Origin of the sequence: Salegentibacter agarivorans (assembly GCF_900113135.1) — a bacterium.
GTDB classification, from domain to species: Bacteria; Bacteroidota; Bacteroidia; order Flavobacteriales; family Flavobacteriaceae; genus Salegentibacter; species Salegentibacter agarivorans.
The window spans coordinates 165,134-187,285 of the sequence record NZ_FOOH01000004.1; the positions used below are offsets into that span (position 1 = coordinate 165,134).

Below are 22,152 nucleotides of genomic sequence, written 5' to 3' on the forward strand. Positions count from 1 at the left end.
TTCATAAAGAAGAACACCGGGTTATTCCCGGTGTTTTAAATTTACAGTTTTGCTAATTTATTGAAATAATATTTTATTTAATATCAGAGTACTCCGCTGGTAGAATTATAAATTTCTGAACGTTTTTCTCATTCAAATATTTTTTAGCAGCAGTATTTACATCCTCCAGACTTATAAAATGCTCTAATACCGTTTTATATTGTAGTACATCCTTTTCAATATCCTCACCGATACTTATCTTTCTCTGAATATATTCTGGCCAAAAGGGAAAAAGACCAAAATAATCAAGGGAGGTCCCATAGGTAGCTTTTTCGTCTCTTCTAGTCTTTTCTAACCATTCTTTATCGACCCCGTCTTTTCTAAGTTTTCGGAATTCCTCCAAAGCCATATGGATTAGTTTATCCTCATTCCCAAGTTCACTATCAAAACGTATATTGTAGGAATAGACATCCTTTTCTATATCCATCCATTCTCCACCAGCAGCTGGAGAGTAGCACCCTTCTCGCAATCTATCGAAAATTCTTTCATTTAAAGCCTGGGATAATAATTTAAGTTCAATCTGAGTTTTAATGTCCCTTGAAGCTGTAATAGGAAAATAAAGGCGTACATAGGCCTGGTCAATATTTTTAAGTCTTATGGTCTTATCCATTTTCTTTAAAGGAAATTTGATATTGGATCTTTCCTTTGAAGACTTCTTGGTTTCAACAGGAAATCCAGCCAGTTTTTGAACTACTCGCTCAGCCAAATCATCGCTATCGAAATCTCCTGTGATAATAAACGTATAATCGCTTAAATCAGAGAACCACCGATTATGCGCTTTAAATACTTTCTTTGTAGTTAGATCGTTAAGATCTCGAATCTTTAAGTTTGGCACTTCCGGATACCAAAGGGCCAGAATCATATCCATATAAAAGTTCGAATTTCCTCTACCTAGGCCATCCTTCATTAATATTTCCTCCTGATTCGTTTTCCATGCTATAAATCCATCCTTATCGATACGCGGTTTTTCCAAGTAAAGATAAAGTAGGTTTAACAGCTCATCGAGATACACTTCTTTGCTCCGGGCATAAATTTTCTGGTAATCTCTACCTAGCTCAAAATTTAAACGAAGATCTTTATTTTGTTTAAAATTCTCCAATTCAAATTTTGTAAGGGAGCCGGCTCCGGTAAATTTGAGAACCTCTGGTAACACTTTGGCTGACAGATACTCTTCCCTATTTTCTAAAGAAACCGTATTGGGTCGAAAGGCATTTATTACTATTGAATTGCAATAGCGATCAGACTTAGGTTTGGTAGGTTTAAGCAATAATTTTATTCCATTTTTCAGAACAATTTTAGAAACTCCTAGTATATTTTCAGATACTTCCTCAATAACAGCATACTCAACCCCCGGAATTTGAACTTCCTTTTCAAGTGATTCTAAAGGTGGTTCAACAGGCGGTAATGGCTCTATTTTCATGCTATCCACCTCATTCACCCATTGCTTAAAAATATTGTAATTAGGAATAGTATTTTCTTTTCCCTTAAAAAATAAAAAGTTCATATTTTTCTTTAAATCACCCTTATCTTCAATAAAAGCCTTAATTTCTTTAAGATCTATATCATCAAGAAGTCTGGATATCAGCTTTAATTCCTTCTGAGGATCAGGTGCAGCAGCACCACGAACAAAATGATACATGTATTTTGTAACCAAACTTGAATTACTATTTTTTTTCTTAGAATAATTTTTTAGAATCTCCTTCTTTGCTTTATCTAGTTCAGAATTGGTAAATCCCATATGAATTTGTTTTCTTGCTACTAAAGCTTTAAAGAATTGCTCTTTAATCTGCTTTGGTTCATCATTTTCAAAATCAACTCTCATCTGATCATAATTTAGCTGACCTTCAATTTTAGTTGAACCATACTTCATAAAAAATTGCGAAAAAGGAGGATCAAATTGTTGCTCCAGCTGTTTTACTTTAGGGGTGATCATTAATTCATAAAGCTCTTGCAAGAGCATAGCTTTATAATCAGAAGGATTTTTTGGATTTTTTTTTCTATCTAAAAACTTACCGATAACATAAACCCGAGAATTAAAACTGACTGTATCCCGTATAGTCGCGTACTGATTTTCACCCTTATGCTTAATCTTCCATTTCTCCAATTGTTTACTGGCATTTTTAGGATTATTTGGGGTTTTTAAGTCTGAAAACAAACGTTTAATATCCAATTCTACACTATCTACGTTGATATCACCAACAACAATAGCAGCTTCCAGATCAGGTCGATACCAATCTTTATAAAATCCCAAAAAAGCATTTTTATCAAAATCTTTTATATTTTTTACTGAAGCTTTTTGTTCTCGTATGGGCACTCCGGTATTTTTTAATATTTCTTCTTTAATGACAGTGGATAACCATTCTTTATAAGGATCATTCACTCTCATTTCTGCTAATACCGCCTCTCGCTCCACATTAATTGACTCGTTTTCAAAGCTAATATCCTGAGCCCAATCCCTCAAAACTTGCAAGCCCGAATCTAGAACCTCTTTATCACCAGATGGAATTCTTGCAAAATAATAGGTATGATGATTCCTAGTGCCCGCGTGGATATAACGCCCTGAGGTCCCAAAATACTCCTTTATTAGTGGAAAATGTTTTGTCCCTGTAGCTCCTATATGCTCCAGGAGGTGAGCATATTCTAATTGGTCTTTATCCTCATGATACATTCCTGCCTTAACCACCATACGAAGCTCTATACTATTTGATCGAGAATCATTATTTTGAAGATAATACGTAAAACCATTATCCAGTTTACCGTACCTTATGGCAGGATCAAGGGCTAAATTATCATTATAAGGGTTATTAGGTTGTTGTTGGCATAAGGCACTCCAAAGCCATAAAAAAAACAACCCAAACAAATAATATTTTTTGTCTCCCATCAATCCACTGTTTTTAATAACCATCATTTTGCGTAAGATTTGGGTTTTTCATTCGGTCTTCTTCAGGAATAGGATAAAGTACATCTGTATCTTCCCAGCTAGTGAAAGGTGACAGGATCTCGGAAGCCCTGTTGGTACGTTTTAAATCCAACCAGCGATGACCCCATTCTGAAAAAAGTTCCTTTTTTCTTTCCTCCTGGATTAATTCAAGTAGCTGCTCCTGACCAATTCCGGGATTTGACTCTGAAATAGTTTCCAGGTTCGACCGACTCCGTATTTCATCCAAATCAGCAATCGCTCCAGAAAGGTTACCCGTTCTGGCCCTTGCTTCTGCTCTAATAAAAAATTGTTCCGCCAATCGTAAAACCATGGAATATTCGGTGATATTATTTGTACTGGACCTGTCCTTATATTTAAAAGGAAAATGAAAAGCCCTGTTGGTATCACTATAAAAGCCTACCCATTGATCGAGCCTTTTATCTTCTAAACTGAAAGAGGATACAAACTGATCACTCAGCTTAATGGAAGAACGGGAAGTACCTATATAAACCGAACCTTCATTAGTGTTGGTTAGTACATTTCCACCTATAGGAGAAATTTGCCAAATGGCTTCCTTACTATTTGGCAAAAAGACTTCATCCAGATTCTCGAGAATTTCATATTTAGAAGTCTCTGCAAGAACCTGATTACTTAAAATTTCAGCTTTTTCCCAGTCCTCCATAAAAAGGTAAACCCTGGCTAACATGGCGGTAGCTACAAACTTATTTACCCTGGTCCGGTCTTCTGATTCGGTATGGCTATCTAAAAAAACTATGGAAGCTTCCAAATCCTCAATAATTAACTCATAAACGGCTTCACGATTATTTCTAGTTACTAGGGAATTTTGTTCATAATCTGTTGAAAGTATGATGGGAACATCTCCATATAAGTTCACTAAATAGAAATAAGAAAATGCCCGGATAAAGCTAGCCTCCCCCTCTAATCGAAGGCTGACTTCTTCAGATACGCCTTCCGAATTGCTCAAGCCTTCCAAAAGGGCATTTGTCATGTAAATAATATTGAAGGTACTGGACCATAAGTTAAAGTTATAATCATTGTTCGGTGAAATTTCATTTTGATTAAATTCAGCGTTGCTAACACTATTAGAGTTAACCGGCTCAAGCACATCAGAGGAAAGACCTGACAATACGCTTACGGAAGATCTCCAGCCTCCAGAAAAATCGGCATTAAATAATTCATTATAAATACCAGTCATCGCACTAATTGCAGTTTCATCTTCTGCAAAAACCGTTGCACTTACTATTTTATGTTTTGGAGTTTCAATTTCCACAAAATCCTCACAGGAGGTATTGATAAGAATAACCAACAAAATGAAAAGTTGTCTAATATATATATTTCGTAACATTGTCGTAATTTTTAAAAATTAATTTGCAGACCTCCTGTAACAGTTCGTAAAGAAGGCAATGATCCCCCTCCGGGATACTCCGGATTTAAACCATTATACTCAGTAAAGGTCAAAAGGTTCTGAGCATTTAGAAACAATCTAAAGCCCTCTATTTTCCAATTCTGAAGGAGTTCTTCCGGAATCTTATAACTAAATCCCAAGGTTTTTAAGCGCAAAAAAGAAGCGTCTGAGATAAAATGAACACTATTTCTGGCAAAGGAATAAGGAATCGCGGCCGTAAAGTTCTGTGAAGCTTGCTGCAATTCACCATCCGCTATGCCTTGAAAAACATTTTCAGGCTGATTTGATATAAAACCAGGAGCAGAAAAATATTCGTCATATCCAGTTTGCTTTACAAACTGCCATAAAAACTGCAGAGAAAAATTTTTGTAGGATAAATTATTAGAAATTCCACCGTAGTACTGCCGACCTAGCTCTTCAATAACAGTCCGGTCTTCATAGCTAAAATTACCATCCCCGTTAATATCCTGAACCTGATAAAGACCTGTTTCAGGATCGATTCCTTCATAATTATAGAGCAAAGCAATGTTTAGAGGATATCCTACTCTGTAAACATTCTCATAAGAGGTCTGCGAGATATTGGGAAATTCTACAAGCTTAGTTTCTGGTAGAGTAAAATTAAATGATGTCTGCCACCTGAAATCCTTAGTGCTTATATTTAATGAAGAAAATTCCACTTCCCACCCCGTATTCTGAACCGTTGCCGGAAGATTGGCCTGAATGCTAGGAAATCCTGTGGTTGACGGGAGTGGGAATCCTACCAATTGATTGGAAGACCGGTTACGATACCAACTTACCCCCAGGTTAATTCTATCCTTTAAAAAACCAAGTTCCAGCGCAGCTTCCAGTTTTTTATTTTCTTCCCAGGAAAAATTAGGGTTGGTAAGCTGAGTGGGATACAGTCCTCCCGGTCCCGGTGTAGCTTCATAAGCATCCAGAAAACCATAGTCCGGAATTTGATCACTACCGGTGGTACCATAACTTCCCCGTAGCTTCCCAAAACTTAAAAAAGGAATATTCTCTTTAACTACGGATTCTTCTGAAAATATCCAGGCAGTTCCTAAAGCGGCAAAATTGGCAAATCGTTTATTAGGAGCAAAGCGGGAAGAACCATCCCTTCTACCAGTGAGATTAACGAAGTATTTTTCTTTCCAGTTGTAGCCTAGTCTGGCGAATAACGCAGTATACTTATACATAATATTTATATACTCAGTAACTTCGACAGACTCTGCCGCTTCCAAATTTCCAATTAAAGACTCTGATACATAACCATCCCCGGAAATCCTTAAGTTATCATTTTCACTTTCCTGAAAGGTCATCCCCACCAAAGCTTCCAAATTTCCAGCACCTATTTTTGCACTATAGGTTAACTGGGGTTCAATAATCCATGACTTTCTTATATTGGTACGTTCCGATGAACTATGTTCCCTGCTATCCCGAATATCCGGTCTAAACGATTCCTTTTTAGTAATTCCTTTTTGATTTCTGTAAAGGTTAGTATATCCTGCATTGGTTTTAAACGTCAGGCCCTCTAATATTTCGTAAGAAATACCCAGACTAGTGACCAGATTATTTACCTGATCATTACTTGAATTTTGCAGATTAGCAAGCGGATTATCCCAGGTGAGGTCTTCCCAGTTTAAGCTTCCGTCATCATTATAGAGACGCGGAGCATTAGGTGGCAAAGTAAGGGCATCAGAAATAAAACTATCGGATCCGAATAAATTATTATTATCTACCCCATAATTTAAAGAAAGGTTCAATTGTAATTTTTCATTCTTGGATCTATGATTAAGGTTAAGCCCGCCGGTAACTTTACTATATTTAAAATCTCCCGGAAACACTGTGCCTTCCTCATGATAAGATCCCCCAATTCGAAAAGATGTAGTGGCATTCCCACCTGAAACCGATAAATTTAAATCTGTAATCTCAGCCGTTCCCCCATATAATTCTTCCTGCCAATCAGTGTAAAGATAATTGTCCCAAACCAACAAATCATAAGCATTATTTTGGTTAGGCTCCAAGCCATCATTTTCAAAGGCCTGATTCCTTATTTGCAAATACTGTTCGGTATTCAGTAGTTCCATTTTATTTGATACTTCACCCACACCTGAATACAAACGAGCCTCTACCTGGGTTTTTTGTTCAAAAGATTTTCCCGACTTAGTAGAAATAAGTATAACACCATTTGCTCCCCTAGACCCGTAAATAGCTGTGGCATCAGCATCTTTTAGCACTTCTATACTTTCAATATTGGATAGATTAAGGGTATTCAAAGGATCTATCCCCGTAGTACCATTTAGACTTGATCCACCTAAAGGACTTGAGTTTACCGGTACACCATCTATAATATATAGAGGAAGATTACCATTGTCGTCCCTACTGTTACGTAAGCTATTTTGCCCTCTTATCCGTATAATTGGGGCACTGCCGGGCACACCACTACGTTGCTGTATCTCTACCCCTGCCATTCTGCCTTGCAAGGCTTCCAGTGGACTAACGATTGGCTGCATTTCTATTTCTTCTCCAGAAACCCTGGCAATATTACCAGTTCGCTTCCGTGCGGTAGTATTGTAATACCCGGCATTAATTTGCACTTCCCCAAGAGAAGCAATATCCTCCTCCAGTTGGATGTTGATTTCACTCCGGCCATCTATTGCTACCTCAAAAGTTTTAAATCCTATATAAGAAAAGACCAAAGCTCCATTGGCTGGAGCAGTAATTTCATACTGCCCATCCAGTTTGGTAACCGCTCCCCTCCTGGTATTTTTAACCGTAACGGTAACCCCTGGGACAGGTACCCCGTTCTCATCACTAACTATTCCTGTAACTTCCTGCTGTAGAAAGAAAAGAATATTAGTGGTTGCCGCATGTGCAGCTTTGGACAGGAAGAAGAATATCCCGCCAAGAATAATTAGCGCCACCCATTTAAGGCGCGAATAATTATTTTTCATAATTTTGTGTGGTATTTAAATGAAACATTGTTTTATTTAAGCTTAGGCTTTCCCCACCAGACGCCAATCTTAGGGGAAAGCTGTAGGCTTAACACCTTTAATTAAGGCCAATTCACTTTTCTTTTCATATACAATTTCTTTTTTAAGCCCCCGCCCCCGAAGGGGAGTAAAATTTTCACGCTATTATATCTGTAACCAGTTGAAACAATCAAGTATAACGTAAAGCCCTCTTTCGGGGACTATGGGTCTTTTCCGGCTCCCTATAGCCTAAAATGTAAACCTATTACTAATGTTCCCAAACCAAGCTTCCCTTTATTCCCCCTTCGGGGGTTAGGGGGCCGGCTTCCCACCCAAAGCTGTTAGTAATAATAGGGCACCTAACAGCAACCCACGGGATTGTTTATGAGATTTTCTTGTTCCCGCAAACAAGAATTAGCGAATACAGTAATAGCTACTTCCGGCCACTTTGGCCTATTATAATTTAGGGGCAAAAAAAGCGAGACTTATAGCTTTTAAATTGTAGAAGATTACTTTGAAAACTAAGAAGAGTAGACCCTAATATTTTAATAAAAAGGGCGTGACTCAGCCTATCGATTCGCGGCACTGGTATACCTAACCACAATAAGCCGAATTACTCACGCCCGGGTCGTGAGCATTTTGCTTATCCTCTCGTGGTTTGTTTGAAAATTACCAGTTTTCGAATCGAGATTCAAAGCGAATGCTTCTATTTTTTACTTTAAGAAGTTTCGCAAATATATAAATATCAATCAAATATAATAATTATTTAATACATACTTATATGTATGTGAATAAAATTTTTATTTTCCCGTAGTTCATAGATTATAAAAGCATCTATGGAAATTGAAATTATCATTTCAGAACTAGATTTTTATTTAATCGAGAAAGTTAGAGAATTACGTATAAAATCAAGTCCTTACCTAGATCAAGTAACGTTAGCTCATCGGATTGGTGTTTCTGAAGGATATATAGGTAGTATTGAAAATCCAAAAATTCAATCAAAGTATAATATTCGAATGCTTCATAGAGTAGCTAAAGCTTTGGGTTTAAAATCTTATCAATCATTATTTCCGGATAAATTACTTTCAAACGATCTGGTTAAAATTAGATTGGCACTAAAAAATCATGTGAAAAGAAAACACGAAATAGATGATAAAGGAAATGTCGTAAAAAGATTTGAGATTTTGTCTATTACACCCCTCAATGAAAATGAATTTGAAAGATGGAATAGTAAAGACAAGAAAAATAAATTAGATTATTTAAAAATATTACCTTCCTGAGAAATTCTTTATGAATAAGTATATAAATCCAGTTTTCTGCCCCTTACAAAGCTTACCATATTTACAATCCTATTATTTTTAGGGTTATACTCCACTTCTACAAAGAATTTGTTGAAGGCAATCAATATATTGGGGTAATTTCATTAGAGACTCAATTCTATTACATTAAATTCCATCGAAAACCCTATTTTTGGATCAGGCTATAGCTAAGATTATGGGAAGTCTGCGAAAAGTTAAATAGAGCATATTAATGACCAAAGAACAACAAATAGAAGAGGAATTAATCGAAAGATTAAAAGACCTAAAATATACGTATCGTCCTGACATAAGAACGCAAGTAGATTTAGAGCAGAACTTCAGGAAAAAATTTGAACAGCTCAATAGGGTAAACTTAACTGATTCTGAATTTGATAAATTACTTGTAGAGATTACAAATCCAGATGTTTTTAAAGCATCAAATTTCTTAAGAAATACTAATACATTTTCCAGGGAAGATGGCACACCCTTACACTACTCATTAGTAAATATCAAAGATTGGTGTAAAAATGAGTATGAAGTCATTAATCAATTAAAGATGAATACCGATAGTAGTAATCATCGGTATGATGTAATCCTATTAATTAACGGTGTTCCTGTTGTTCAAATAGAATTAAAAACCTTAGAGGTAAGTCCAAGAAAAGCAATGCAACAAATCGTTGATTATAAAAACGATGCAGGTAATGGCTTTTCAAATTCCCTTATGTGTTTTATGCAGTTGTTTATTGTAAGTAATAAATCAAAAACCTTTTATTTTGCTAACAATAACGATCAACATTTCGCTTTTAATGCCGATGAGCAATTTCTTCCGGTGTATACCTTAGCAAGCGAAGACAATAAAAAAATAAATTATTTAGATGATTTTGCAGATAAGTTTTTAGCCAAGTGCAGCCTTGGGCAAATGATTAGCCGCTATATGGTATTAGTGGCGAGCGAGCAGAAAATATTGGTAATGCGGCCTTATCAAATATATGCCGTAAAAGCTATTGTAGATTGTATAAATCAAAATAGGGGTAATGGCTATATCTGGCACACTACCGGTAGTGGTAAAACTCTCACATCGTTTAAAGCATCTACCTTATTAAAAGAAAACCCAAATATCGAGAAATGCTTATTTGTGGTTGATAGAAAAGACTTAGACCGGCAAACAAGGGAAGAATTCAACAAATTTCAAGAAGGAAGTGTAGAAGATAATACCAATACAGAGACTTTGGTAAGAAGAATGCTTTCTACAGATTATGCAGATAAAATCATTGTCACTACGATTCAAAAACTAGGTTTGGCATTAAATCAAAATAGTAAGCGTAATAGAAAACAAAGGGAAGAGAGTAAAGAAACCTATTACGATAGATTAGCACCTTTAAAAGATAAACGAATGGTATTTATATTTGATGAATGCCACCGTTCACAGTTTGGTGATAATCACGATGCTATTAAAGACTTTTTTCCCAAGGCACAATTATTTGGTTTTACGGGTACACCAATTTTTGAGGAAAATGCTACTTATAAAACTATTGAAGGCAACGAAGCTACTTATAGAACAACAAAAGACGTTTTTCAAAATGAATTACACGCCTATACCATAACCCACGCCATTGAAGATAGAAATGTATTACGTTTTCATATCGACTATTTTAAAGGGGAAAATCAAACTGATTATAATCAACTCAGCCATAAAATGGCAGTTATAGAGGCAGTGCTTTCCAAACACGATAAAGCAACTCATTACAGGCGTTTTAATAGTATTCTGGCAACTTCATCTATTAACGATGCTATTGAGTACTATGGGTATTTTAAGCAAAAACAAGAAGAATTAGCGGCTTTTAATAAAGATTATAGTAATCTAAATATTGCTTGCGTATTCTCACCACCGGCTGAAGGTAATAAAGACATCAAGCAGCTACAGGAAGATTTAGAGCAAGAAAAAAAGGATAATGAGGTAGAGCCTAACAAAAAGAAAGAAGCATTAACTGGTATTATAGCAGATTATAATAAGCAATTTGGTACTAATCATAGCATTTCAGAATTCGATTTATACTACCAAGATTTACAACAACGTATCAAAGACCAAAAATATAATAACCAAGACTATCCACGCAAAAATAAAATAGATGTACTGATTGTGGTAGATATGTTACTCACAGGTTTCGATTCTAAATACCTCAATACGTTATACGTAGATAAAAACCTTAACTACCACGGCTTAATACAAGCTTTTTCAAGAACTAACAGGGTAATTAACGACACTAAACCTTATGGAAATATCTTGGATTTTAGAAGCCAACAAGAAGCGGTAGATAAAGCAATGATTCTTTTCTCTGGTGAAAAAGTAGATAACCCTAAAGAAATCTGGTTGGTAGATGAAGCGCCTAAAGTTATCGAGAAATATATAGAAGCAGTAAATAATTTAAAAACCTTTATGGAATCTAAAGGATTAGACTGTAAACCTTCTGAAGTAGATAATTTAAAAGGTGATGAAGCTAGAGCGGAGTTTATCAATAACTTTAAAGAAGTACAACGCCTTAAAACTAATTTAGAGCAATATACAGATTTAGAAGAAGAACAAACAGAAACCATTGAAAAGCTTTTACCAACAGACGATTTCCGTTCGTTTAAAAGTAATTATTTAGAAACAGCTAAACAGCTTAAAAAAATACAAGATAAAGGGAACGCTCCCGAAGTGGTAGAACAGTTAGATTTTGAGTTTGTACTTTTTTCCTCAGCTATTATCGATTACGATTATATCATAAGCTTAATAGCGAAATATACCCAAGACAAGCCGTCTAAACATAAAATGACACGCCAGCAGCTGATTAATTTATTAAGCTCTAGTGCTAATTTAATTGATGAGCGCGACGATATCATTGCCTATATCAAAACTTTAGAAATAGGAAATGGTTTAACCGAAAAAGAGATTAGAGAAGGTTACCAACAGTTTAAAGAGAAAAAGGCAGTACAAGAATTAAATACCCTAGCCAATAAGCACGGAATTACCACAGAAAGCCTAAAAGCTTTTATAGACGATATTTTATACCGAATGGTGTTTGATGGCGAAAAATTAACGGACTTACTAGCACCGCTAGACTTAGGTTGGAAAGACCGTAGAATTAAAGAATTAGCCTTAATGGAAGACTTAGTGCCATTATTAAATAAACAAGCCCAGGGGCGTGAAATAGCAGGATTAAATGCTTATGAATAAAAAAAAAGATATTGTACCTAAATTACGTTTTCCGGGGTTTGAAGAAAATTGGAAGATTGAATCTTTATCTAAAGTTTATGATTTAAAAATCACAAATTCTTTTTCAAGGGATAAACTAAACTATAAAGATGGCAAAGTAAAAAACATACATTATGGTGATATACATACGAAATTTTCAACATTATTTAATATAACTAGAGAGGATGTACCGTATATTAATAAAGATATTTCTATTGAAAAAATAGATAAAGCTAATTTTTGCCAAGAAGGAGATATAGTAATAGCTGATGCATCCGAGGATATAGATGACATAGGTAAGAGTATTGAGATAGTTAATATTAACAAAGAGAAAGTATTAGCCGGTTTACATACATTTTTAGCAAGACGAATAGATTCTAATCCAGTAATTGGATATGGGGGGTATTTATTTAAATCAAATGCCATTCGAGAACAAATTAAAAGAGAGGCACAAGGAGCAAAAGTTTTAGGTATTTCTAAAGGTAGGATATCTAATATCAAATTATGTTATCCTAATAGCCCCAAAGAACAGCAAAAAATAGCCAACTGTTTATCCTCTTTAGATGAAGTCATTACCACAGAAACCGAAAAGCTAGAATTACTACAGGACCATAAAAAAGGTTTATTGCAACAGTTATTCCCACAAGAAGGAGAAACCCAACCTAAATACCGTTTTCCTGAGTTTAAGAATGATGGGGATTGGGAGATAGATACATTTTCAAAATTTATAAAATTATATCGAGGGAGCTCACCTAGACCTATAAATCAATTTTTAACTAAAGATCAAGATGGTGTTAATTGGATAAAAATAGGTGACACAAAAAAAGCTAAAGGATTTAAAATTTCAGAAGTAGAAGAGAAAATAACTGTTTTGGGTTCGAAAAAATCTAGAAAAGTAAAAAAAGGAGAATTAATACTTGCTAACTCTATGAGTTATGGAGCTACTTATGAATTAGAATTAGAAGGATGTATATATGACGGATGGTTTGTTTTACGTGAATTTGAAGATAGTTATGATAGAGGATTTCTTATACAACTTTTAAATTCTAATTATCTACAGAACCAATATAAACAACTCGCTGCTGGAGGAATTGTACAAAATATTAGTAGTGAAATTGTTTATGCTACTCTGTTACCAATATTTTCAAAAAAAGAACAGCAAAAAATAGCCGTTTGTTTGTCAACTGTAGATAAACTAATAGCAGCCCAAACCCAAAAAATAGAGCAGTTGCAAGATCACAAAAAAGGCTTGTTGCAACAATTGTTTCCTAGCTTAAATGAGTTAGCAGTATGAGTTATCAAAGAAAGTTATTCACATACAAAACTTTAAATGGACTAGTAACTCGCTTTATAGATGATCTAAAAAGCAATGATTTTGTCTTGCTGTATGCCTATAATGGTACTGGTAAAACTAGAACTTCGATGGCTTTTAAGGAAAAAGGTAAAAAGAAAGTAAAAATTGAATTAAAGGATAATAAAGGAATCGTATTACGGGATAAAAAAGGTAAAGCAAAAACTGTAAACACAGTAGTTGGTAATACTCTATATTTTAATGCTTTTACCGAAGACTTATTTGTTTGGGATAATGATTTGAAATTTAATACCACACGTTTTCTGCAAATGAATTCCGAATCTAAGTTTTTTAATGGGTTTAGAGAATTAGCTTTAGATGAAAAGATATTTTCTTACCTAGAACGTTACGCTACATTCGATTTTGATATAGATTACGATAATTGGCGAATCACCTTTAAAAAACAGGTTAGAAATCCAAAATACAATACTAAAACCCCCAATAATAATGAACCTGAATACATTATAGAGTCTAATATTAAAATATCTAGAGGAGAGGAGAATATTTTTATTTGGTGTGTTTTCTTAGCTATTAGCGAATTAGCAATAGATGCAGAGGAAGATAGTGCTTATTCTTGGGTTAAATATATTTATGTGGATGATCCAATTTCATCACTTGATGATAATAATGCAATTGCGGTAGCAAGTGATTTAGCAAAATTATTAAAAAGAGCAGTTACTAAAGAAATTGAGGATGGTGGAGAGAAAAGGATTGTAGCAAAAAATGAAGATGAAAAAATAAAAATTTTGGTTTCTTCTCATCATAGTCTTTTTTTTAATGTAATGTGCAATGAGCTTAAAAGATTTAATCACAATCGTTATTTTTTACATAAAAACAGTGAAGAAAGTCATACTCTTCAAAAAACAGACGATACGCCATTCTTTCATCACGTAGCGGTATTAAGTGAGCTAAAACAAGCTACAAAATCAGGAAAAGTAAATACCTATCATTTTAATTCACTTCGAAGTATACTGGAAAAAACAGCGACATTTTTTGGCCTTGATGATTTTGGCAAATGTATTTATGGCATTGATAAAGACGATATTTTATATGAGCGAGCCTTAAATCTATTAAGTCACGGCAAGTACTCAATTTACGACCCTGTAGAAATGGGAGTAGATAACAAGGATTTATTTGAACGAATACTAAATGCTTTTTTGGATAAATACCAATTCAATTTACCAGAACTGTTAAAAAAATAAAGTCATAATATGACAGCAAAACAAAAACAAGACGAGCTAGGAAAAACCCTCTGGAAAATAGCAGATAGTTTAAGAGGAGCAATGAATGCAGACGATTTTCGTGATTATATGCTTTCATTTTTATTCTTACGCTATTTATCGGGTAATTACCAAGAGTCAGTTAAAAAAGAATTAGGTTCAGATTATCCTGAAACTCCAAAAGATGTAATGAAAACTATAGGGGTTAGAGTGCCATTACAAATTTGGTATGACGAAAACCCAGAATTTATAAACGAGTTTGAAGCGCAAATGCGTAGAAAGGTACACTATGTAATAGAACCGGATTATCTCTGGGGTAGTATTGCAGAAATGGCACGTACCCAACACCCTGATTTATTAAAGACTTTACAAAAAGGCTTCAAGTATATAGAAAATGAATCTTTTGGTAACTCTTTTAAAGGCTTGTTCTCAGAGATCAACTTAGATTCAGAAAAGCTAGGTAAAAATTATCAAGCACGTAATGAAAAGCTCTGTAAAATTATCCAGAGAATTGCAGAGGGTATTGAAGATTTTGATACAGATACCGATAGTTTAGGCGATGCCTATGAGTATTTAATAGGTCAATTTGCAGCAGGTTCGGGAAAAAAAGCAGGCGAATTTTATACTCCTCAACAAATATCAAGTATACTTTCAGAGATCGTTACCTTAGATGGTCAAAACCCAAAGTCTGGTAAAAAGAAAAAAATTAATAGAGTTTTAGACTTTGCTTGTGGTTCTGGTTCTTTGCTCCTAAATGTAAAAACTAAAATAGAAAATGCAGGGGGTACAATAAGCCAGATTTATGGGCAGGAGAAAAACATAACTACTTACAACTTAGCCCGTATGAATATGTTGTTACACGGGGTAAAAGATTCTGAGTTTAAAATTTATCACGGTGATACGTTAAAAAATGACTGGCCTATTTTAAATGAAATGAATCCTGCTAAAAAAGTTGAGTTCGATGCTATTGTAGCCAATCCACCCTTTAGCTTACGTTGGTCACCAAGTGAAACCACAGGAGAAGATTTCCGTTTTAAAAATTATGGCTTAGCACCAAAATCGGCAGCAGATTTCGCTTTCTTATTGCACGGTTTTCATTTTTTAAGTGATGAAGGTACAATGGCAATCATATTACCGCACGGGGTATTATTTAGAGGAGGAGCAGAGCAACGCATCAGAACCAAATTATTAAAAGACGGCAACATAGACACAGTGATTGGGTTACCTTCAAATCTGTTTTTCTCTACCGGTATTCCCGTTTGTATTTTAGTACTGAAAAAATGTAAAAAAGAAGATGATGTATTGTTTATCAATGCAAGCGATGAGGAGAACTATAAAAAGGAGAAACGTCAAAATGTTCTTAGAGACGGTGAAAATGGTGAGCCAAATGATATAAAAAGGATAGTTGACACCTACCAAAATAGACCTGATGAAATAGAACGTTATGCGCGCAGGGTATCAATGGAAGAAATTGAAAAGAACGATTTTAACCTTAATATTTCAAGATACGTTAGTACAGCTAAACCAGAGCCTATCATCGATTTAAAAAAGGTGAATAGTAAGCTTGTAGATGTAGAGCGAAAAATTAAAGAGAGCAAGGAAGAGCATAATTCATATTTGAAGGAGTTAGGGCTTGAAGAAATTTGATTTTTAAAAATCAAAATTTCTTTAATTACAAAAGAAATGAATAACCTCATAACATACCAACGCACACTAATAGGCAAAGAGGTAGAACTAGGCTTTTTGTATGTACCTGCGGAAGCACGCACAGAATTACCTAACGAAAACGCAGAGTTAAATGTGCTGTTACCTAATGCAAAAGCTACTAACGGGCACAGTTATAATTCTGATCATAACCGTATTTTTGGCTTAACCAGTTTTTACAGAGGAAATAATCTTATTGCAGGTAGTATTATAGAAGTTGAGGTATCCCAAGAACAAATAAAAATTAAACTAAACAATATCGAGCCGGTATTAGAAGACGACGAAGAAGAGGAGGATGAAAACTTTATCGATATGTCTGGCTTATCCTCTCAAATGAAAGGGAACATTGGCGAAGATTGGGCAAAAGAAATTATTTTACTTTACAGTCAGGGCTTACTAAATGTGTATAAGCCGGTAATAGACGATAGAGGTATTGATCGAGAAGCTATACACACCCATTTATTTACAAGTAAAAACCCGTTTTAACGTGCATAAGCGTAATCGCTTAATTTTAACTATTAATGGAAATACTTTTAAACCACATCATTCATACTACATTGTCGCTTTTAGTTTCGATCAAAGTAAAATGAAAATGAGCGATAAAATATTGCTTATCCCTTGGTTGGAAATAGCCAATCTTGGCGTTCAACTTTCAGACGGGAATTGGCGCATTACCGTATCCATGACCGGAGGCAAAACCACCGGAAAATACAAAAACTATTTAGTGAGCAGAGAAGACTTTGTAAATACGTTGTTAGAGCGTATTGAGAATATCAGTTCCATTATTAAATAAATTTTAGAAAATCTCAGCCACAACGCAAGCTTCTGCTAATTAGAACTGTTTGATTACACAAAAAAGAACAATTTCATAAATTATCACAATAGAAAAATAATAGAGTATCGATCCCTAACAGGACTTCCACTAATTTTTTAATTTGTATTTATACTCAAATTTATTTCATCTCCATACCTTCGATTTATTCAATTTTTGTTATAATAATTCCATATCTTCCCCTACTTTACGCTCGATAACCTTCGCGTATATTTGGGTAGTAGAAAGTTTGTTATGGCCCAACATTTTCGAAACCGTTTTTATAGGCTCGCCATTACTAAGGGTTACTGTTGTGGCTAAGGAGTGCCTGGCCATATGGAAGGTTAGCTATACTAATTATGTGGTTTGAACTTACCCTTAAATATTCACTAAAAATTTTTAGCACTCAATCGTTCTCTTAAAATTGCCATATCATCACTTATTTTTCGATCTAGAATTTTTGCATAGTGCTGGGTAGTCTGAAGATTTTTGTGCCCCAGCATCTTACTAACGCTCTCGATAGGAACTCCATTTGAGAGCGTAACTGTAGTAGCAAAAGTATGTCTGGCCAAATGGAAAGTGAGGTTTTTATTTATGCCACAGATATCTGCAATTTCTTTGATATAAGCATTCATTTTTTGATTGCTTAAAATCGGAATTAAATGCTTTTCACTAACTTCGGGATGTGCGGAATATTTCTCTAATATGGCTTCTGCAGTGGGAAGAATTGGAATACTACTTCGAGTTTTAGTTTTAGTTCTATTAGTTTTAATCCAACGTTTTCCATCAAAACCGACTACCACTTCTTTTTCTGAGAGTTTCTTTACATCTGCGTAACAAAGCCCGGTGAAGCAGCTAAAGGTAAAAATATCTTTAACCAAACTTAAGCGTTCGTTTTTAATTTCCTTGGATATCAAGGCCTGAAGTTCCCCTTCAGTTAAAAACTCCCGATCCACCACCTTTAGTTTACCCTTCCAGTTCTGAAATGGGTCCCTACTGATCCATTCATTGGTAAAAGCAATGCGGATTATTTTTTTAAAATTTGTTATGTATTTAATCGCTGAATTATGTGCACAGTTTCTTTCTGTTTTTAAATAATATTCAAACCCGGTAATAAATTTATGATTAACATCTTTCACGGGAATATCAGAAGTTTTGTATTCTTTCTTTATATATTCTTCAACGTGCTTTTTAGCCGTTCTATACCTTTCGGCCGTTCCGGCAGCAAAATCTTTCCCAACCAGCCGATCAACCTTATCATTATGATCTTGAAAAATCTGCAGAACCATTTTCTGGTTTTTAATCGTTTTTAATTTTTCTTTCCCCGAATATGAATCAATGATATCCTGGGCTGAAAATTGTTTATCGCCAAAAAGAAAACGCTGGTGAATTCTAAGGATGTCTGCTTTCACCTTGGTGAGATAGTTATTGAGAACTTGAGAATCAGGAGTACCCGGTAACAACTGGGAAAGATTATTATCCCAGTCAATAACTCTTATCCTTCTATGTAAACTGCAAGCAGCTCGCTGACCATTAGAATTAACTCTTAAATAAATTGCTCCAAATTCTGGTTTGGTTCTAATTGGTCGAACAAATAAAGTGTAGCTAAAATGATTTTCCATAACGTCAATTTTTAGTTCTGATTGAAGTTAAAGATATAAAATAAATACATTTTAAAATACTGATACAATGGGTTTTAAGTTATTTTTTGTAGGAATTTACTTCCAAATGGTTACACCAAATTGGAATGAGTTGGTGTAACCAAATTTGCTTCATAAAATTTGATTTTAGATAAGTTTATATGATATTGTTAAAAATGAAAAAGCCCCAAATCCGTAGGTTTTGGGGCTTTTTGTTTCAATTTGTAGTGTAATTGGCGGAGGAAGAGGGATTCGAACCCCCGGACCTGTTACAGTCAACAGTTTTCAAGACTGCCGCAATCGACCACTCTGCCATTCCTCCAATAAAATGCTAAGCTTTTCTGCTTAGCGGATGCAAATATAACAAGCTTTTACAAATACACACAAGCTTTTCTATAAGTTTTTTCAGGCTTTTCTCAAACCGCCTAATTATCAGCCTTTAGCATATTTAATATTTCTTTAGCCCTAAAGTCCCTAATAATTTCTACATTACTGTTTATTAAGCTTTCACCTCTTTTAAAAAATAAAAACCAGTACATTTTTAAAAGCCTGATGCATTTTAATCCAATGTTTTTATGAGAAAATTGTCATCACCTATTCATCTCCTTTCCTTAATATTTCTTTTGTCCTTTTTAAATATAGACGCCCAGGAACGCTCAGAAAATTTAAATAATCCGGAATCAACATCCAGTAATTTTTACACCTCACGATACAAAATACAAAACACTTTTGATGGCTTAGGCTATTATAAATTAAACAATCAAACATTTAATTATGAAACCGATAAACTCCTAATCACTTTAAGCGCGGGCATCCTGGAGCAAAACACTATTTTTAATAACAAGGCTCCCGGATTTCACGGCAGCTTTAGTGCCAATTTTGAATACAAATTTAACCAGCGGTTTAGCTTTTATCTTTTTGGGCGATATTTAACTCCGTCCTTGAATAATGAAGAACGAATCAGCACTCCACATATGGATCTTCTGTATCCTCAAACAGAAGTTGGTGCCGGGCTAAGAGGAAATTTTAATAATGTGAATATAGATGTTGGGGCAAGTACCATTTTTGGCAATCAACCCGATATAAATACTTTATTGCGTACAAAAGTATCGGTGGGGTTTTAATACTTTTTTTGATCAAATTTTTGAGACAGAATAAATTCATTTTTATACTTTTAAACTTATGAAAAAAGTAATTTTAATTTCTGTTGTAATACTTTTAAGCAATTTCTCATTTGCGCAAAAAACAGAATACGGCGAACTTATGGAACAGGATTGGGCCAATCTTAAAAAGTATAAAACTGAAAATGAAAAAATAATTGAAACTAAAAATTATCCCGATGTGGTCTTTATGGGTAATTCCATAACCGAAGGCTGGGTAAATGCACAGCCCCAATTCTTCGAAAAAAATAATTTCGCCGGCCGCGGAATAAGTGGACAAACAACCCCCCAAATGCTTATTCGGTTTATACCAGATGTGGTAGCACTTAACCCCAAAGCGGTAGTAATTCTTGCTGGCACCAACGACATAGCGGGAAACACTGGATTTTCTTCCGTAGAAATGATTACCAATAACATTAAGGCAATGGCACAACTTGCCCAGGCCAATAATATTAAAGTTATTCTTGCTTCTATCCTACCCGTTTACGATTATCCCTGGCGCCCCGGATTGGAACCAGTTCAAAAAATAGCCGAAATCAATACCTGGTTAGCAAAATTTGCCGGGGAAAATAACCATACTTATCTAGATCTTTTTACGCCGCTAAAAGATAAAAAAGAAGGTTTACCCAAACAATATTCAGAAGATGGGGTTCACCCAAATCTAGCAGGTTATAAAGTTATGGCTCCACTTACAAAAGAAACAATAGAAAAAGTACTAAACTAGCAACAATCACTGGAAAAGCTAATTAAGAATTATGGGAAATATATTCCCAAGTAAATCTTAATTTATATAGATCTCCATTGTCGTTGGGAAAAGAATTTTTTGAAGACCTCTCTGAAAATTAATCCGAAACTGCTATCTTGCTGCGACTTTAATAAAAACTTCGGGATTATTTAACGAAGTATCTAATAAAAAAATTACATAAACTATGAAAAAAATGCTTTTAGTGGCCGTAACTGCCGGAGTGGTAGCCTGTGGCACACAAAAAAATGTTGAAAATGCAAACCCGATGGAGTATGCTGAAACCATTACAACATCTGAATTACAAAATAATCTTACCACTTTTGCAAGTGACGAGTACGAAGGTAGAAATACCGGAGAACCGGGACAGAAAAAAGCAGCCGAATTTATTGTAAATGAATATCAAAAAATGGGGATTGAAGCGCCAGAAGGATATTCAAACTACTACCAGGAAATTCCAACTGAATTCTTTAACGGAAATCTTAAAGCTTCAGAAAATGTATTGGGATATATTAAGGGAAGTGAAAAACCTGAAGAAATCTTAGTGATCACCTCACATTACGATCACGTAGGTGTAGATGATGAAGGGAATATCTTTAATGGAGCAGACGACGGTGGTTCTGGCCCAATGGCTATCCTGGAAGTTGCTGAGGCGTTTAAAGAAGCTCAAAAAGATGGATATACTCCTAAAAGATCTATCCTTTTTATCCATTTAACCGGTGAAGAAAAAGGCCTTTTAGGCTCAAAATATTATGTAGAAAATCCTGTATTTCCTTTAGCTAATACCGTTGCCAATCTTAATATGGATATGATTGGCCGTATAGACAAGGATCACGAAGGGAACGATAATTATATTTACCTTATAGGAAGTGATAAATTAAGTACAGATCTTCACGAACTTAGTGAAAATGTGAATTCAGAATATATGAATATGGAACTGGATTATACTTATAATGATGAAAATGATCCTAACCGTTTTTATTACCGAAGTGACCATTACAACTTCGCGAAAAATAATATTCCGGTAATTTTTTACTTTAACGGGGTTCACCCAGATTATCACAAACCAACAGATACCGCTGAAAAAATTGAATATGAAGCTTTAAAGAAAAGAGCACAATTAGTTTTTCTTACTGCCTGGGAAATCGCTAACCGCGATGAAAGACTGGTTGTAGATAAAGCTGAAGAATAAATTTTCTTTCGTCAAGCTGAGCTTGTTTCAGCTTCTAACTTGTTTTTATTGACAATTTAGATCTCCGAAAATTTCGGAGCAGGCTCTGAAATAAATTCAGGATGACATTTAAAACTTTTAAGTACCAACTAATCAAGTAGGGTGAAGATAATAAATATTTGAGCATTTATTATCTTCATCCCTCTTCCAGAACCGTGCATACGGGTCTCGTACACGGCTCATGTTAAATCTTATTCAGTACTGTTTGATAGTACTGATGCAAAGTGTTCCCTTCAACTGTGTCCATTGCGTACAACCCTAATTCTGAGAAGTACTTATTTGGCAGGGCATAGTGTATTAAATTGGTGGAGGAGTTTCTCCATCGGGTTACCGATATCTTCAGAAAATTCCCCTTATAACCCATACGCCTTAGTTGTCGGTGAAGAGGTTTCCAGCTTTTCCA

The 22,152-nt window shown here is 34.9% G+C and carries 14 protein-coding genes, 1 tRNA gene and 1 pseudogene; 10 read left to right on the plus strand and 6 right to left on the minus strand.

The genetic code is table 11. From position 1 onward, the window contains the following. Positions 1-73: 73 nt before the first annotated feature. Genes BM084_RS04875 through BM084_RS04885 form a run of 3 tightly spaced genes read right to left on the minus strand, consistent with a single transcriptional unit; the run spans position 74 to position 7,339 of the window. Positions 74-2,947 carry a M16 family metallopeptidase gene (locus BM084_RS04875; protein ID WP_093303265.1) on the minus strand — a complete coding sequence of 958 codons (2,874 nt, stop codon included), beginning with the start codon at positions 2,945-2,947 and terminating at the stop codon, positions 74-76. Next, entirely contained in the window at positions 2,934-4,325 is a 1,392-nt protein-coding gene (locus BM084_RS04880; protein WP_093303267.1) for a RagB/SusD family nutrient uptake outer membrane protein, read from the minus strand. The genes BM084_RS04875 and BM084_RS04880 overlap by 14 nt, the downstream gene beginning before the upstream one ends. Before the next feature lie 11 nt (positions 4,326-4,336). Continuing rightward, the gene (locus BM084_RS04885; RefSeq protein WP_093303270.1) at positions 4,337-7,339 is read right to left on the minus strand and encodes a SusC/RagA family TonB-linked outer membrane protein; all 3,003 of its coding nucleotides are present in this window, start codon (positions 7,337-7,339) and stop codon (positions 4,337-4,339) included. An 854-nt stretch (positions 7,340-8,193) separates the two neighbouring features. Here BM084_RS04885 and BM084_RS04890 point away from each other — a divergent pair. From BM084_RS04890 to BM084_RS04920, 7 genes are all read left to right on the plus strand, one after another. Continuing rightward, entirely contained in the window at positions 8,194-8,637 is a 444-nt protein-coding gene (locus BM084_RS04890) for a helix-turn-helix domain-containing protein (protein ID WP_093303273.1), read from the plus strand. Positions 8,638-8,887: 250 nt separating this feature from the next. Further along, a complete protein-coding gene (locus BM084_RS04895; protein WP_093303275.1) occupies positions 8,888-11,872 on the plus strand; it encodes a type I restriction endonuclease subunit R in 2,985 nt (994 codons plus the stop codon). After that, positions 11,865-13,184, plus strand: a complete 1,320-nt coding sequence (locus tag BM084_RS04900) for a restriction endonuclease subunit S (RefSeq protein WP_093303318.1) — start codon at positions 11,865-11,867, stop codon at positions 13,182-13,184. Before BM084_RS04895 ends, BM084_RS04900 begins: the two co-directional genes overlap by 8 nt. Then, positions 13,181-14,443, plus strand: coding sequence for an ATP-binding protein (locus BM084_RS04905; protein ID WP_093303278.1), 1,263 nt, complete (start codon positions 13,181-13,183; stop codon positions 14,441-14,443). Before BM084_RS04900 ends, BM084_RS04905 begins: the two co-directional genes overlap by 4 nt. Positions 14,444-14,452: 9 nt before the next feature. Further along, positions 14,453-16,108: a type I restriction-modification system subunit M gene (locus BM084_RS04910; protein ID WP_093303281.1), complete on the plus strand. Its 1,656-nt coding sequence runs from the start codon at positions 14,453-14,455 to the stop codon at positions 16,106-16,108. 36 nt (positions 16,109-16,144) lie between these two features. Further along, positions 16,145-16,651 (plus strand): hypothetical protein, encoded by a 507-nt coding sequence (locus BM084_RS04915; protein WP_093303284.1) that lies wholly within the window; start codon positions 16,145-16,147, stop codon positions 16,649-16,651. A 106-nt stretch (positions 16,652-16,757) separates the two neighbouring features. Beyond that, complete coding sequence (locus tag BM084_RS04920; RefSeq protein ID WP_143083622.1) at positions 16,758-16,958, plus strand: hypothetical protein; 201 nt, start codon at positions 16,758-16,760, stop codon at positions 16,956-16,958. 198 nt (positions 16,959-17,156) lie between these two features. Here BM084_RS04920 and BM084_RS19715 read toward each other — a convergent pair. From BM084_RS19715 to BM084_RS04935, 3 genes and pseudogenes are all read right to left on the minus strand, one after another. Continuing rightward, positions 17,157-17,324: pseudogene (locus tag BM084_RS19715) on the minus strand (tyrosine-type recombinase/integrase); the annotation flags it as partial. 41 nt (positions 17,325-17,365) lie between these two features. After that, a complete protein-coding gene (locus BM084_RS04930) occupies positions 17,366-18,598 on the minus strand; it encodes a site-specific integrase (RefSeq protein WP_093303293.1) in 1,233 nt (410 codons plus the stop codon). A 252-nt stretch (positions 18,599-18,850) separates the two neighbouring features. Continuing rightward, positions 18,851-18,938, minus strand: a tRNA-Ser gene (locus BM084_RS04935). A gap of 253 nt (positions 18,939-19,191) precedes the next feature. Between BM084_RS04935 and BM084_RS04940 the strand changes: the two genes are divergently transcribed. The 3 genes from BM084_RS04940 to BM084_RS04950 all read left to right on the plus strand — a co-directional run bounded on the left by BM084_RS04940 (position 19,192) and on the right by BM084_RS04950 (position 21,710). Further along, entirely contained in the window at positions 19,192-19,740 is a 549-nt protein-coding gene (locus tag BM084_RS04940) for a hypothetical protein (protein WP_075327362.1), read from the plus strand. Positions 19,741-19,798: 58 nt separating this feature from the next. Beyond that, complete coding sequence (locus tag BM084_RS04945) at positions 19,799-20,500, plus strand: SGNH/GDSL hydrolase family protein (protein WP_075327363.1); 702 nt, start codon at positions 19,799-19,801, stop codon at positions 20,498-20,500. A gap of 205 nt (positions 20,501-20,705) precedes the next feature. Further along, positions 20,706-21,710, plus strand: a complete 1,005-nt coding sequence (locus tag BM084_RS04950) for a M28 family metallopeptidase (protein ID WP_075327364.1) — start codon at positions 20,706-20,708, stop codon at positions 21,708-21,710. The last annotated feature ends 442 nt before the right edge of the window (positions 21,711-22,152 follow it).